This window comes from Pseudomonas sp. 1L-B-1-E-C1 (assembly GCF_057291835.1).
This window is the reverse complement of sequence record NZ_JBXAWN010000010.1, coordinates 46,461-60,804: the sequence shown is the minus strand read 5'-3', so window position 1 is coordinate 60,804 and position 14,344 is coordinate 46,461. Positions and strand designations below refer to the sequence as shown.

12 protein-coding genes and 4 tRNA genes are annotated in these 14,344 nt (G+C 60.4%); 8 read left to right on the top strand and 8 right to left on the bottom strand.

Annotation, left to right across the window (positions count from 1 at the left end):
- Positions 1 to 31: 31 nt before the first annotated feature.
- From AC0Z4S_RS18135 to AC0Z4S_RS18120, 4 genes are all read right to left on the bottom strand, one after another.
- A complete protein-coding gene (locus AC0Z4S_RS18135; protein ID WP_485624029.1) occupies positions 32 to 1,378 on the bottom strand; it encodes a sigma-54-dependent transcriptional regulator in 1,347 nt (448 codons plus the stop codon).
- Positions 1,375 to 2,964: a sensor histidine kinase gene (locus tag AC0Z4S_RS18130; RefSeq protein ID WP_485624208.1), complete on the bottom strand. Its 1,590-nt coding sequence runs from the start codon at positions 2,962 to 2,964 to the stop codon at positions 1,375 to 1,377. Before AC0Z4S_RS18130 ends, AC0Z4S_RS18135 begins: the two co-directional genes overlap by 4 nt.
- Positions 2,954 to 3,187: a PP0621 family protein gene (locus AC0Z4S_RS18125; RefSeq protein ID WP_253495992.1), complete on the bottom strand. Its 234-nt coding sequence runs from the start codon at positions 3,185 to 3,187 to the stop codon at positions 2,954 to 2,956. The genes AC0Z4S_RS18130 and AC0Z4S_RS18125 overlap by 11 nt, the downstream gene beginning before the upstream one ends.
- 126 nt (positions 3,188 to 3,313) lie before the next feature.
- Complete coding sequence (locus tag AC0Z4S_RS18120) at positions 3,314 to 4,330, bottom strand: outer membrane protein assembly factor BamD (RefSeq protein ID WP_016773139.1); 1,017 nt, start codon at positions 4,328 to 4,330, stop codon at positions 3,314 to 3,316.
- 151 nt (positions 4,331 to 4,481) lie between these two features.
- Between AC0Z4S_RS18120 and rluD the strand changes: the two genes are divergently transcribed.
- From rluD to AC0Z4S_RS18080, 8 genes are all read left to right on the top strand, one after another.
- Complete coding sequence (rluD, locus tag AC0Z4S_RS18115; protein WP_016773140.1) at positions 4,482 to 5,444, top strand: 23S rRNA pseudouridine(1911/1915/1917) synthase RluD; 963 nt, start codon at positions 4,482 to 4,484, stop codon at positions 5,442 to 5,444.
- Complete coding sequence (pgeF, locus tag AC0Z4S_RS18110; RefSeq protein WP_485624027.1) at positions 5,441 to 6,163, top strand: peptidoglycan editing factor PgeF; 723 nt, start codon at positions 5,441 to 5,443, stop codon at positions 6,161 to 6,163. The genes rluD and pgeF overlap by 4 nt, the downstream gene beginning before the upstream one ends.
- 131 nt (positions 6,164 to 6,294) lie before the next feature.
- Positions 6,295 to 8,859, top strand: coding sequence for an ATP-dependent chaperone ClpB (gene clpB, locus AC0Z4S_RS18105; RefSeq protein WP_016773142.1), 2,565 nt, complete (start codon positions 6,295 to 6,297; stop codon positions 8,857 to 8,859).
- 296 nt (positions 8,860 to 9,155) lie between these two features.
- A tRNA-Asn gene (locus AC0Z4S_RS18100) sits at positions 9,156 to 9,231 on the top strand.
- A gap of 9 nt (positions 9,232 to 9,240) precedes the next feature.
- Positions 9,241 to 9,317: transfer RNA gene (locus AC0Z4S_RS18095), tRNA-Pro, on the top strand.
- A gap of 5 nt (positions 9,318 to 9,322) precedes the next feature.
- A tRNA-Lys gene (locus tag AC0Z4S_RS18090) sits at positions 9,323 to 9,398 on the top strand.
- 97 nt (positions 9,399 to 9,495) lie between these two features.
- A tRNA-Pro gene (locus tag AC0Z4S_RS18085) sits at positions 9,496 to 9,572 on the top strand.
- 162 nt (positions 9,573 to 9,734) lie between these two features.
- On the top strand, positions 9,735 to 11,360 hold the full coding sequence (locus tag AC0Z4S_RS18080) for a methyl-accepting chemotaxis protein (RefSeq protein ID WP_485624026.1): 1,626 nt from the start codon (positions 9,735 to 9,737) through the stop codon (positions 11,358 to 11,360).
- Positions 11,361 to 11,516: 156 nt separating this feature from the next.
- On the opposite strand, the gene AC0Z4S_RS18075 is transcribed toward AC0Z4S_RS18080, so the two are convergent.
- From AC0Z4S_RS18075 to AC0Z4S_RS18060, 4 genes are all read right to left on the bottom strand, one after another.
- A complete protein-coding gene (locus AC0Z4S_RS18075) occupies positions 11,517 to 12,815 on the bottom strand; it encodes an NAD(P)/FAD-dependent oxidoreductase (RefSeq protein WP_016773144.1) in 1,299 nt (432 codons plus the stop codon).
- Positions 12,816 to 12,878: 63 nt separating this feature from the next.
- Positions 12,879 to 13,052, bottom strand: coding sequence for a DUF3094 domain-containing protein (locus tag AC0Z4S_RS18070; RefSeq protein ID WP_007909875.1), 174 nt, complete (start codon positions 13,050 to 13,052; stop codon positions 12,879 to 12,881).
- A gap of 51 nt (positions 13,053 to 13,103) precedes the next feature.
- Positions 13,104 to 13,631, bottom strand: a complete 528-nt coding sequence (locus AC0Z4S_RS18065) for an MOSC domain-containing protein (RefSeq protein ID WP_485624025.1) — start codon at positions 13,629 to 13,631, stop codon at positions 13,104 to 13,106.
- Positions 13,628 to 14,254, bottom strand: a complete 627-nt coding sequence (locus AC0Z4S_RS18060; protein ID WP_485624024.1) for a DUF1780 domain-containing protein — start codon at positions 14,252 to 14,254, stop codon at positions 13,628 to 13,630. Before AC0Z4S_RS18060 ends, AC0Z4S_RS18065 begins: the two co-directional genes overlap by 4 nt.
- Between the last annotated feature and the right edge of the window lie 90 nt (positions 14,255 to 14,344).

Sequence of the window (14,344 nt, the reverse complement as noted above, 5' to 3'; positions counted from 1 at the left end):
AGGAGCTGCCGAAGGCTGCGATCTTTGCGATCTAATCCAAGCCCAATTTCTTCAGCCGATAGCGCATCGACCTGAACGAAAGACTCAACCTTTGCGCCGCCGCCGTACGGTTCCAGCGGGTTTCCTCCAGCGCCTGCAGAATCAGCTTCCTCTCGACGCTCTCCAGATAATCCTCGAGATTGTCGATCTGCGTCAGATCGGCCAACGCCCCATCCGCTGTGCAGTTGCCTTCGCTCAAACGCAGATCCTGCGCGTCGATCATGCGGTTTTCGCACAAGGTGTGCGCGCGTTCGAGGACATTCTCCAGTTCGCGCACATTGCCGGGAAAGCGATAGTTCTTCAGCGCTTCCAGCGCTTGCGGGTGCAGCCGCGCTTCCGGTTGTCCGGTGTCTTTGGCCAAGCGCTTGAGCACGTGCATGGCAAGCGCCTCGATGTCATCGCGGCGTTCGCGCAGGGAAGGTACGCGCAGTTCGATGACGTTGAGCCGGTAATACAGATCCTGGCGAAAGCGCTCGGCCGCGACTTCGGCCTCAAGGTCTTTGTGCGTGGCGCAAAGGATGCGCACGTCGACCACCGTTTCCTGCTGGCCGCCGACGCTGCGCACGGCTTTTTCCTGAATCGCCCGCAGCAGCTTCACTTGCATCGACAGCGGCAGATCGGCAACTTCATCGAGAAACAGAGTGCCGCCATGGGCCGCCTGGAACAGCCCCGGCTTGTCTTCGACGGCACCAGTGAAACTGCCTTTGCGGTGGCCAAAGAATTCGCTTTCCATCAGCTCCGACGGAATTGCCCCGCAGTTCACCGGCACAAATGGCTGGCTGGCGCGCGGGCCCTGTTCGTGGATCAGGCGCGCAACCAGTTCTTTACCGCTGCCGGACTCGCCGCTGATGTAAACGGGCGCCTGGCTGCGCGCAAGTTTATCGATCTGCTTGCGTAAATTGGCCATCGGCAGCGAATCACCCAGCAGCCTTCGCTCGATTGCCGTGCTCAGGCCGGCCGCCGTCGGCATGCGTAGGGCCGAACTGACCAACTCGCGGAGTCGCGGCAGCTCCACCGGTTTGGTGAGGAAATCGAATGCCCCGGCCTTCAGCGCATTGATAGCCGTTTCCAGGTTTCCGTACGCGGTGATCATTGCCACCGGCAGGTGCGGGTTGCTTTTCTGGATGTGTTGCACCAGCTCCAGCCCGGTGCCGTCGGGCAGGCGCATGTCGGTCAGGCACAGGTCAAAGTGCTCGCGCTGCAACAGCGCCTGAGCCTCGCCCAGATTGCGTGCGCTGAAGGTCTCGAGTTTCATCCGTCCCAGGGTAATTTCCAGGAGCTCGCGGATATCCGGTTCGTCGTCGACGATAAGAATTTTTTGCCGTGGGCTTTTATTCAACTTTGTTTCCGTCCGTGAGCAAAGGTGATGCGAAAGCAGCCGCCGCCTTGGCGTGATTTGAAGTCTAGGCGTGCCTGGTTGCTTTCGCACAGCTCACGGGACAGATAAAGGCCAAGACCGGTGCCCTGGCTGCTTGTAGTGAAGAACGGTTCAAACAGATGCGCCTGTTCATCGGCCGACACGCCGGGGCCATTGTCCTGCACTTCGAGCACTGCCAATTGGCTGTCGGGATCGACGAACAGTGCCAGCCAGACTTCGGCCTGCTCGTGTAGTTGGGCACTGTGCCGCCAGGCGTTGCGTATCAGATTGTCGAGAATCTGCCGCAGCTGGTTGGGGTCCATCAGCGTGGTGAAATCTCCCGAATTGATCCGCAGATGAATGTGCTGGCGCTCGTTGGCCTGCTCGCGGGTTTCGCCGACGAAGTTTTCCAGCCACGGCTTGAGGTCCAGCCGTTGCGGTGCGCTTTGCTGACGGCGGGACAGTTGCAGGACGTTTTCGATGACTCGATTCATGCGCTGGGAGTGGTCTTGAATAATCTGCGTCAGACGCCGATCTGCGCTATCGAGTTCCTCGGACTCGGCCAACAGCTGCGCGGCATGACTGATCGCGCCCAGTGGATTGCGAATTTCGTGAGAGATGCCGGCGGTCAAACGCCCGAGCGCAGCGAGCTTGAGTTGCTGCGCCTGTTGGGTGATTTGCGCCAGGTCTTCGAGAAACACCAGCGTCTGCTGGTTAGGGCTTTGCTCCAGGGCGATGAAGCTAGGCTGCAGTTCAAGACCATTGCCGGGAATTTTCAGGCTCTGCGGGCGCAGGGTCGGGTTGTTGCGCCACAGTTGCAGACGATCGACCAGCGCGGGCGAGTAATCGTCAATCAGATGACCTTGCAGGTGGCTATGTGCAAGCAGACTCTGCGCACTGTGATTGGCCAGTTGCACCCGGCGCTGTTCGTCGAGCACCAGAATGCCGGTGCGCATGCGTTGCAGGATCAGTGCATTCAGCGCCTCCAGGCCAACCACTTCACTGGCGCGCTGTTCGGCCAGGGTCTCACTGAGCTCAAGGCGCCGGATCAGCCCTTGCACCAGCAACGAGGCGGCAAAGCACAGCGCACCGAGGGTGCCCGCTTGCAGGTAGGCGTTGGCGCTGAGGGGATGGTTGAGGCCCAGCAGAAAGCTCAGGCCGACAATGCCGATCGCCGCAATGGCGGCAATCAGCAGGCCGATGCGCCGTCGCAGCAGGGTGTTGCTGATCGCCACCGAGACGACCAGCAAGTTGCCCAGCGCGCTGGCCACGCCGCCCGCGGCGTAGAACAGACCGCACAACAGCAGCACATCGATCAGCGCCAGGGCGAACAGTTGCGCCGGGCGCCGGGTGTTTTCGAGGAACACCACCAGCAGCATATTGATGATCAGGTACAGCCAGCTGCCGCCGCGTAGCAAATCGTCGTTGGCGGACGTCAGCAGGCTGTTGTCCATGTTGCTTGAGATCAGCAGCACCAAGGTGATGCCGACACTTAAACGGTACAGGTGATAAAGGCGCAGCAGACGCTGCGCCTGTTTCTGGTCGGCGTTGGCGGTCTCAGCGACCACTGGCGCCCGGGCCTTGCTCAAGATGAGCCTGGCTGCAATACCACTGTTGCTGATTGCCCAGGGCGCGGTCGCGCGGCAGGTGCACGCCGCAATGGGCGCAACGCACCATCGGCGCAGCGTCCTGTTCGCGCGGGGATCGGGTGGACGAGGCAGGGGCCTTGAATTTGCGCCAGAGCCAGATGGCGGCGAAGATCAGGGCAATCCAGAACAATAAACGAAGCATGATGAGCGGCTTTTCGACTGATGATCCGGCAGTTTAGCCAAGGACCCGAGCAGCGCACAGCCTATTAAAGCGCGGCAATAAAAAAGGGAGATCTGCAGATCTCCCTTTTTCGTACCGCCGATGTGATCAGTCGAACACGCCGAAGGTCATGTAGCTGAACCACGAGCGGTCAGTGTCGCTGGATTCCGGCTCCGGCTCTTCGATCACGTCGCCGTTTTCGTCTTTAGGCTTGAGCTCGTTCGGGATCGCGTCTTTCGCGTCCTGGAACTGCTTCTGCACGTCCTGGTTGGCGCGGGTTTCGCCCGGCGGAAGCGGTGGACGGGATTCGATCAGGCCCAGCGTCGCCTTGCTCAGGAACGAACGGTTGTCGGCTTCGGCGACCCGTGGCACGAACTGGCCGTCCTGCAGGCTCGGGTGATCAGGGTAGTTGAGCTTGAGGGTTTCCAGGCTGGTGGCCGCCAGATCGTCGAGGTGCAGACGCTGGTAGGCTTCGGTCATCACCGCCAGGCCGTCACCGACCGATGGGGTTTCCTGGAAGTTCTCGACCACGTACTTGCCACGGTTGGCAGCGGCTACATAAGCCTGACGGGTCAGGTAGTAGTCAGCGACGTGGATTTCGTAGGCGGCCAGCAGATTGCGCAGGTAGATCATGCGCTGCTTGGCGTCCGGCGCGTAGCGGCTGTTCGGGTAGCGGCTGGTCAGCTGCGCGAACTCGTTGTACGAGTCACGGGCGGCGCCCGGGTCACGCTTGGTCATGTCCAGCGGCAGGAAGCGCGCCAGCAGGCCGACGTCCTGATCGAACGAGGTCAGACCCTTGAGGTAATACGCGTAATCCACGTTCGGATGCTGCGGATGCAAACGAATGAAACGCTCGGCGGCGGACTTTGCGGCTTCCGGCTCGGCGTTCTTGTAGTTGGCGTAGATCAACTCCAGCTGAGCCTGATCGGCGTAGCGACCGAACGGATAACGCGACTCCAGAGCCTTCAGCTTGGCTGTAGCGCTGGTGTAGCTGTTGTTGTCCAGATCAGTCTGAGCCTGCTGATACAGCTCGGCTTCGCTGAGGTTTTCGTCTACGACTTCCTTCGATGAGCAAGCAGCGGTCAATGCGAGGATGGCGATCAGCAGCAGGTGTTTCACTTGCATGGCGGCTTGCGTCCCTATGACGGCCGCTGTCTTGGGCGGGGCCGTCCTGTTATGATGAGCGCCCCGTTGAAAAGCCTCGGGGCAAAAGACGCCGTATTTAACCACAAGCGCGCAGCCGAAACCAAAGGCTGTGCCGACGCCCAGTCCGAGCATGTCCGATAAAATAGAACTTCGCGCAGAGGTGCCGTCCGAATTGGGCGGCCAACGCCTCGATCAAGTCGCCGCCCAACTCTTCGCTGAGCACTCACGCTCGCGCCTTTCCGCCTGGATCAAAGAAGGCCGCCTGACTGTGGACGGGGCGGTGATCCGTCCGCGCGACATTGTGCATGGCGGTGCCGTCCTTGAGCTGACTGCCGAGCAGGAAGCCCAGGGCGAGTGGATCGCCCAGGATATCGAGCTCGATATCGTCTATGAAGACGACGACATCCTGGTGATCAACAAGCCTGCAGGCCTGGTGGTGCACCCGGCTGCCGGTCACGCCGATGGCACCCTGCTCAACGCTTTGTTGCACCATGTGCCGGACATCATCAATGTCCCGCGTGCCGGTATCGTGCATCGTCTGGACAAGGACACCACCGGTCTGATGGTGGTCGCCAAGACCATTCAGGCGCAGACCAAGCTGGTCGCGCAATTGCAGAGCCGCAGCGTCAGCCGCATCTACGAGTGCATCGTCATTGGTGTGGTCACCGCCGGTGGCAAGATCAACGCACCGATCGGTCGTCACGGCCAGCAACGCCAGCGCATGGCAGTGATGGAGGGCGGCAAGCCTGCCGTCAGCCACTACCGCGTGCTCGAGCGTTTCCGTTCGCACACCCACGTGCGGGTGAAGCTGGAAACCGGTCGGACCCACCAGATCCGGGTGCACATGGCGCACATCAACTTCCCGTTGGTCGGCGACCCGGCCTACGGCGGGCGTTTCCGCATTCCGCCAGCGGCCAACCCGACCATGGTTGAATCCCTCAAGCACTTCCCGCGTCAGGCCCTGCATGCGCGCTTCCTTGAACTCGATCACCCGACGAGCGGTGAGCGGATGAGCTGGGAATCGCCGCTGCCGGAAGATTTCGTCTGGCTGCTGACCTTGCTCAAGCAGGATCGCGAGGCCTTCGTCGGATGAACTGGCTGACGCCGGACTGGCCCGCGCCGGCCAGCGTCAGGGCCTGTGTCACCACCCGCGAGGGCGGTGTCAGTGAGGCGCCGTTCGATAGCCTCAATCTGGGTGATCACGTCGATGATCGTCCAGAGGCGGTGGCCGAAAATCGCCGCCGTTTGACCGATCACTTCGCCATACAGCCTGCCTGGTTGCAGCAAGTGCACGGCATTACCGTTGCCCATGCTGATCCGGGCATCGTTGCGACTGCAGACGCCAGTTGGACGGCAACACCGGGAATCGCCTGTGCGGCGATGACAGCGGACTGCTTGCCGGCCTTGTTCTGCAATCGTGCCGGCACCCGGGTTGCAGCAGCCCATGCCGGTTGGCGTGGCTTGGCGGCGGGCGTACTTGAAGCCACCCTCGACAGCCTCGATGTTGCGCCGGAAGACGTTCTGGTCTGGCTCGGCCCGGCCATCGGCCCGCAAGCCTTTGAAGTCGGCGCGGAAGTACGCGAAGTCTTCGTCAATCAGTTGCCGGAAGCGGCGACAGCCTTCGCGCCGAGCAGCAATGCCGGCAAGTTCATGGCTGACATCTATCAACTGGCGCGCCTGCGTCTGGCTAAGCGTGGTGTTACCGCTGTTTATGGGGGCGGTTTCTGCACCGTGAGCGATCCGCGCTTCTTTTCCTATCGCCGTGCGTCGCGCACCGGTCGCTTCGCCTCCCTCGTTTGGCTCACCCGCTAGACTTGCCTGACCTGTATCAACCCTGCGACGCTTGAATCTTGCAGAATCGACCGCATCTATAGCGGTATCTGGCAGGTTTCTTTATTCAGGATGGTTTCTTAGGTCCGGCCTGCTCAAAAGGAAGGTGACCCATGCGTATAGACCGTTTAACCAGCAAATTGCAGTTGGCCCTGTCCGACGCCCAGTCGTTGGCGGTTGGCCACGATCATCCGGCCATCGAGCCGGCGCACTTGATGCAGGCCATGCTTGAACAGCAGGGCGGTTCGATCAAGCCGCTGCTGATGCAAGTAGGCTTCGACGTCAACAGCTTACGTAAAGAGCTGACCAAAGAGCTCGACCAATTACCGAAAATCCAGAACCCGACCGGCGACGTGAACATGTCGCAGGATCTGGCGCGCCTGCTCAATCAGGCTGACCGTCTGGCCCAGCAGAAAGGGGACCAGTTCATCTCCAGCGAACTGGTGCTGCTCGCCGCGATGGACGAGAACAGCAAGCTCGGCAAGTTGCTGCTCGGCCAAGGCGTGAGCAAGAAAGCCCTGGAAAACGCGATCAACAACCTGCGCGGCGGCGAAGCGGTGAATGACGCCAACCACGAAGAGTCGCGGCAGGCATTGGACAAGTACACCGTCGACCTGACCAAGCGTGCCGAAGACGGCAAGCTCGATCCGGTGATCGGCCGTGACGACGAAATCCGTCGCACCATTCAGGTTCTGCAACGGCGTACCAAGAACAACCCGGTCCTCATCGGTGAACCTGGCGTGGGTAAAACCGCCATCGCCGAAGGCCTGGCTCAGCGCATCATCAACGGCGAAGTGCCGGATGGCCTGAAGGGCAAGCGCCTGCTATCGCTGGACATGGGCGCGCTGATTGCTGGCGCCAAGTATCGCGGTGAATTCGAAGAGCGCCTCAAAGGCTTGCTCAACGAGCTGTCCAAGCAGGAAGGGCAGATCATTCTGTTCATCGACGAACTGCACACCATGGTCGGCGCCGGTAAAGGCGAAGGCTCGATGGACGCGGGTAACATGCTCAAGCCTGCGCTCGCCCGCGGCGAGTTGCACTGCGTCGGCGCGACCACGCTCAACGAGTACCGCCAATATATAGAGAAGGACGCGGCGCTCGAGCGGCGTTTCCAGAAAGTCCTGGTGGACGAGCCGAGTGAAGAAGACACCATCGCCATCCTGCGTGGCCTCAAGGAACGTTATGAGGTCCACCACAAAGTGGCGATCACCGACGGCGCGATCATCGCCGCGGCCAAGCTCAGCCATCGCTACATCACTGACCGGCAGCTGCCGGACAAGGCCATCGACCTCATCGACGAGGCCGCCAGCCGTATCCGCATGGAGATCGACTCCAAGCCGGAAGTGCTCGATCGTCTCGAGCGGCGCCTGATTCAACTGAAGGTGGAATCCCAGGCGCTGAAGAAAGAGAGCGACGACGCGGCGAAGAAGCGCCTGGAAAAACTCCAGGAAGAAATCGAGCGTCACGAGCGTGAGTACTCCGATCTGGAAGAAATCTGGAACTCGGAAAAAGCCGAAGTGCAGGGTTCTGCGCAGATTCAGCAGAAGATCGAACAGTCGCGACAGGAACTGGAAGCCGCACGGCGCAAAGGCGACCTGAACCGCATGGCCGAGTTGCAGTACGGGGTGATCCCGGATCTGGAACGCAGCCTGCAAATGGTCGACCAGCACGGCAAGAGCGAGAACCAATTGCTGCGCAGCAAGGTAACTGAAGAAGAAATTGCCGAAGTCGTGTCGAAGTGGACCGGCATTCCGGTGTCGAAAATGCTCGAAGGCGAGCGTGACAAGCTGATGAAGATGGAAAGCCTGTTGCACAAACGGGTGATCGGTCAGGAAGAGGCAGTCGTGGCCGTGGCCAACGCCGTGCGGCGTTCCCGCGCCGGGTTGTCCGACCCGAATCGTCCGAGCGGCTCGTTCATGTTCCTCGGCCCGACCGGTGTCGGTAAAACCGAGCTGTGCAAGGCGCTGGCCGAATTCCTCTTCGACACGGAAGAGGCGATGGTGCGGATCGACATGTCCGAGTTCATGGAGAAACATTCCGTGGCTCGTCTGATCGGTGCGCCACCGGGCTACGTCGGCTATGAAGAGGGCGGTTATCTGACCGAAGCGGTGCGTCGCAAGCCGTACTCGGTGATCCTCATGGACGAAGTCGAAAAGGCGCACCCGGATGTGTTCAACATCCTCCTGCAAGTGCTCGAGGATGGCCGTCTGACCGACAGCCACGGGCGTACGGTGGACTTCCGCAACACGGTGATCGTGATGACCTCCAACCTCGGGTCGATGCAGATCCAGGAGCTGGTCGGTGATCGCGAGGCGCAGCGCGCTGCTGTGATGGACGCGCTGACCTCGCACTTCCGTCCTGAGTTCATCAACCGCGTCGACGAAGTGGTGATCTTCGAGCCGCTGGCGCGCGATCAGATCGCCGGGATTACCGAAATCCAGTTGGGTCGTCTGCGCAGTCGTCTGGCCGAGCGCGAGTTGAAGCTGGAGTTGAGCCCGGAAGCGATGGACAAGCTGATCGCCGTCGGTTACGACCCGGTGTATGGCGCGCGTCCTTTGAAACGGGCAATTCAGCGCTGGATCGAAAATCCGCTGGCGCAGTTGATCCTGTCGGGGCATTTCATGCCTGGCGACACCGCCACCGGCAAGGTCGAGAACGACGAAATCGTTTTCGGCTAAGCCTCAGCGGCAATGAAACCGGGAAGGCCTCGCATTGCGAGGCCTTTTTTTCGCCAGGCTGTTGAACTCAAAGGAAAAGGCTTGTAAAGTGCGCCCCGCAGTCAGTCACCGGCAGCGTTTCAACCCACCGGGTTGGAATCTGAAATAAGTTGCAAATCATTAACTTGAAAGCAATTTAGGGGGTTGACAGAGGTGTTCTAGGTTGTAGAATAGCGCGCCTCAGACACACGAACGCAGCGATGCGAAAGGGTGTCGAGAAGCAACAAGCTTCACCGTTGTAACTTGAAATATGTAGTTCCGTGATAGCTCAGTCGGTAGAGCAAATGACTGTTAATCATTGGGTCCCAGGTTCGAGTCCTGGTCACGGAGCCAATTTCAAATCGGGGTATAGCGCAGTCCGGTAGCGCGCCTGCTTTGGGAGCAGGATGTCAGGAGTTCGAATCCCCTTACCCCGACCATATTTGGGTCGTTAGCTCAGTTGGTAGAGCAGTTGGCTTTTAACCAATTGGTCGTAGGTTCGAATCCCACACGACCCACCATTTTTGAAACCAGTTCGCGCTGGGATCGAATCTTAAGATCAGAGGCCAAAAGCGCTGATCGAAGAAGGCGATCTTTGAAAGGTCGCCTTTTTTTTACCGGGGTATAGCGCAGTCCGGTAGCGCGCCTGCTTTGGGAGCAGGATGTCAGGAGTTCGAATCCCCTTACCCCGACCATATTGAAAATCCTCGTATCGAAAGATGCGGGGATTTTTTTTGCCTGCCGAAAGGCGAATCCCTTCAAGTCGTCATACAACCTGCCGATAGCCCGCTAACACGAGGGGACTGCCAATGCTTCGCCCCTTGAATCTGGCCATTACAAGAATAAGGGCGTTCGTCATGTTGCTTCGTCAGTTGAATATTGCTCCCCGGGCTGCCCTGGGATTTGCCCTGATCGCGGTGTTGGTGGCCATGCTTGGGGTATTTGCACTGGGACAGATGTCGAGCATTCGCGACAGTGAGGTAGCGGTGGAGAACCGCTGGTTGCCAAGTATTCGTGGCGGCGACGAGATCCGCGAACTGATGCTGCGCATCCGCACCATCTCCCTGCGCATGGCGCTCGATCAGGATCCGGCCAACATCGCCACCTATCGCGGCCAGATGGACACCCGCGACAAGGAGCTGAGCGAGAAGATCGCCGCCTACGACAAACTGGTCGACACGGCCGAGGGTCAGCAGCTGTATGACCAGTTCAAGAAGACCTTCGCTGCTTATCGCACCGGCATCGCGCAGTCATTCACTCTCGCCGAGCAAGGCAAGCGTGACGAGTTGACCAAATTGCTGCTGGTTGACATGAAGACGGTGGTCGACGGTTCCGGCAAGCAACTCAACGATCTCGCCGATCTGTTTGCCCGCCAGGTTGCCGCCGAAAGCGAAAAGTCCGCTGCGCATTATGAAACCTCGCGGACCATCGTCACTCTGTTCATTGCCTTGGCGGCGCTGGCCACGGTGGCGCTGGCGATGTTGCTCACACGCAGTATCGTGCGTCCCTTGAGCAGCGCCGTGGATGCCGCTGAAAGTGTGGCCAAGGGCGATCTGACCCGACCGATCGAAACCCATGGCAACGACGAAGTCAGCCGCTTGCTCAAAGCCCTGGCGACGATGCAGCAGAACCTGCGCGAAACCCTGCAAGGCATCAGCGGCTCGGCAACGCAACTGGCCACCGCCGCAGACGAACTCAGCGCCGTCACCGTCGACAGCACCCGAGGCCTGCAGCAGCAGAACAACGAAATCGAACAAGCCGCGACCGCCGTCAACCAGATGACCGCTGCGGTGGAGGAGGTTGCGCGCAACGCCGTGTCGACGTCCGATGCCACGCGCCAGTCCAGTCAGTCGGCGCAATTGGGGCAGGAGCGCGTCAGCGAAACCGCCAGCGCGATCAATGCACTGGCCAGCGACGTGCAGCACACCGGCGAACTGGTACAGTCGCTGGCCAATCAGTCGCAAGACATCGGTAAGGTTCTGGACGTGATTCGGGCTATCGCCGAGCAGACCAACCTGCTGGCGCTCAACGCCGCCATCGAAGCGGCACGCGCGGGTGAAAGCGGTCGAGGTTTTGCGGTAGTGGCCGATGAGGTGCGTGCGCTGGCATATCGGACCCAGCAATCGACTCAGGAAATCGAGCAGATGGTGCAAGGCATGCGCAGCGGTTCGAGCCTGGCGCTGGATTCAATGCAGGCCAGCGCTTCCCGTGCGGCGAGCACGCTGGTCCTCGCTGAGCGGGCGGGCGAGGCGCTGGTGACGATCACGGCTTCGGTGCACGAGATTCACGAGCGCAACCTGGTCATCGCCAGCGCCGCTGAGGAGCAGGCGCAAGTGGCGCGGGAAGTGGATCGCAATCTGGTGAATATCCGTGACCTGTCGGTGCGTTCGGCTGCGGGGGCCGATCAGACCAGTGCGTCGAGCCATGAGCTGTCGCAACTGGCCAACGCGCTACAGGGCATGGTGCGACGCTTTCAGCTCTGATGGACAGAGATCAATTGCAGGCCTTCGCCTGCTGATTTGCGCACAACACGAAACAATTTGGGAGCGAGCTTGCTCGCGAAGGGGCCGAATCATTCAACGACAGTGTTGACTGACCCACCGCTTTCGCGAGCAAGCTCGCTCCCACAGGTTGGCGCTTTAGTGCAATTTCAGGCGCGGCTCGGTACCACGGCCAATCTTGCTCCCCAGCATCAGCATCGCCGTGCGGAACGGCCCATACAGCGCCATCTGGTGCATGCGGTACAGCGACACGTAGAACATCCGCGCCAGCCAGCCTTCAAGCATCACGCTGCCGGTCAGGTTGCCCATCAAGTTACCCACAGCAGAAAAACGCGACAGCGAAATCAGCGAGCCGTAGTCGGTGTACTTGTACTCCGGAAGGGTCTTGCCTTCGATACGCAGTTTCAGCGACTTGGCCAGCAACGATGCCTGCTGGTGCGCAGCTTGTGCACGCGGGGGGACGTTGCGATCGGTGCCCGGTTGCGGGCACGCCGCGCAGTCACCGAAGGCGAAGATGTTTTCGTCGCGGGTAGTTTGCAGGGTTGGCAGCACTTGCAGCTGATTGATGCGGTTGGTTTCCAGCCCGTCGATGTCCTTGAGGAAACCCGGTGCGCGAATACCGGCGGCCCAGACTTTCAGGCTAGCCTTGATCTCGTTGCCATCGGCGGTGATCAGGCTGTCGGCGGTGACTTCACTGACCGCAGCGTTGGTCATCACATTGACCCCGAGCTTCTCCAGGGTCTTGTGTACCGGCCCGCTGATCCGCTCCGGCAGGGCAGGCAGCACTCGCGGGCCGGCTTCGATCAGGGTGATGTGCATGTTTTCCGGTTTGATCCGGTCCAGACCATACGCCGCCAGTTCATGCGCCGCGTTGTGTAGCTCTGCCGCCAGTTCGACACCTGTGGCGCCGGCGCCGACGATGGCCACGCTGATCTGCTCGACCACATCGGTCTGCCCGGCATGGGCGCGCAGATAGTGGTTGAGCAATTGCTGATGGAAGCGCTCGGCCTGTTTGCGCGTATCGAGGAACAGGCAGTGCTGCGCCGCGCCCTGAGTGCCGAAATCGTTGGTGGTGCTGCCGACGCTGATCACCAGCGAGTCATAGGCCACTTCACGCGCCGGTACCAGCTCGACGCCGTTTTCGTCGTAGGTTGCCGCCAGCTGGATCTTCTTCTGCGCTCGATCGAGTCCGCTCATGCGCCCGAGCTGGAACTCGAAGTGGTTCCATTTCGCCTGGGCGACATAATTGAGTTCGTCTTCGGAAGAGTTCAGAGAACCGGCAGCGACTTCGTGCAGCAGCGGTTTCCAGATGTGGGTCAGGTTCGCGTCGACCAGCATGACGCTGGCCGTGCCGCGTTTGCCCAGAGTCTTACCCAGACGGGTAGCCAACTCCAGACCGCCGGCGCCGCCGCCGACAATGACAATACGATGGGACATAGGGATAACTCGCAAGGTTTTTAAAGGAAATCTTTGTGGTCACCCGAGCGAGCGCGATGCAGCTCATAGCGTCAGGTAACTGATAAATCGGCTCAACAGGCCCAGACCAATGGTCACTGCCAGCACCAGCACCAGGAGCATCCACGGCCGGAAAGGCCGGCGCTCGACACGGTGTTGGGACAGTTGCAGGTACTCTTCGACATGCTTTTGGTCTTCGGGGTTCAGGCGGCTGGTCATATTTGCCTCGTCAGGTAGACGTTACTGAAAGAGCACAAGCTACAGCGGTGTTCAGCCGGGGTGGAACGGCGCATAGCCGCTGTCCGGGACCGGTTCGACGCGTACTTCATCGTCGAGGCGAATGATGCCGCTTTGTAACACCCGGGCGGTGATTCCGCCATGCCCGCGCACGGCTTGAAAAGTGCCCGGGCCAAGGTTGTTCTGCAAACGTGCGCAGGGCTGACACCAGCCAGTGGTTTCGAGTATCGCCTGCCCGATGCGAAAGCGCCGCCCCTTCAGGCTAAACAAATTGATTCCGCTTATAACGAGATTGCGCCGCAGATCTTCAGGCCTGACCGGTTGATCGCCGGGGCGGCCCATCAAGGCGTTGATCACCGCCAGGTGTTCCCACTGAATCAGCGTCACCTGTCGCGCATTGCGGACGCCTGGGCGGGCGTGGTCGCCAGTGAGCCCGGCCTCCAGCCGCGCCTCGACCGCATCGAGTTCAAGCATCGGCCCACGGGATTCGGGACGCACGCCGATCCAGCGCACCCGGCCCGTTTGCGGAACATCGGCGATTAGCTGCTGCAGCGGCGTCACAGGCTGATACCCACGTCGAAGACGATGCTGCGGCCGAGGTTGCTGCGCAGAAAGTCCGGTGCATCGGGGTGAGCGAACAGCACGCGGGCGAACGTCGGGCCGACCAGCGACAGCGAGCGCCAGCCCTGACGCAGGTATTCGGTCGGTGGTGGAAAATGACTGTTGAGATCGAGCACTTCGCGCTTGAGGCTGGCGAAGGCGATGATGTCCAGTTCTCCCAGATCCATGCCGCGCTCCTTGTAGTTGTGCGCCTTCTTGCGCAAGGTCGGCGCCAGGCGCAGGAGAAATTCATTGGCCGGGATGCGTTTCGGTTTGGCTTCGCGGCGCACCAGTTGGCTCAGGGAAAACGCGCTGCGGCGGCGCTGCAATTCATCGCGCCATTCATCGTTGAGGCGACGGCCTTCGTCGAGGACGAAAAAAACTTCGAAGTTGGCGTCGCGGAACAGCACGTCCGGCGGCTCACCGGCCGGGGTGAACTCGTCGGCACGGTAGGGAATGTTCAAGCCTTGCAGCAGGCGCTGGCAGACCCAACGCTCACGCTCCCATTTGCGGGCATTGGACAGGAACGCGTTGGCTTGCTCGGCCGCGATGGTCAGCAGGCGTAAATAATCTGAATCATCCATAAGCCCAAGCTTAGCGTCCAAATGCGACAGGCAGATAGCTTTGCATCGGCCCGGATATAAACGTCGTGCGATTTCGCCCTTGTAGGAGCT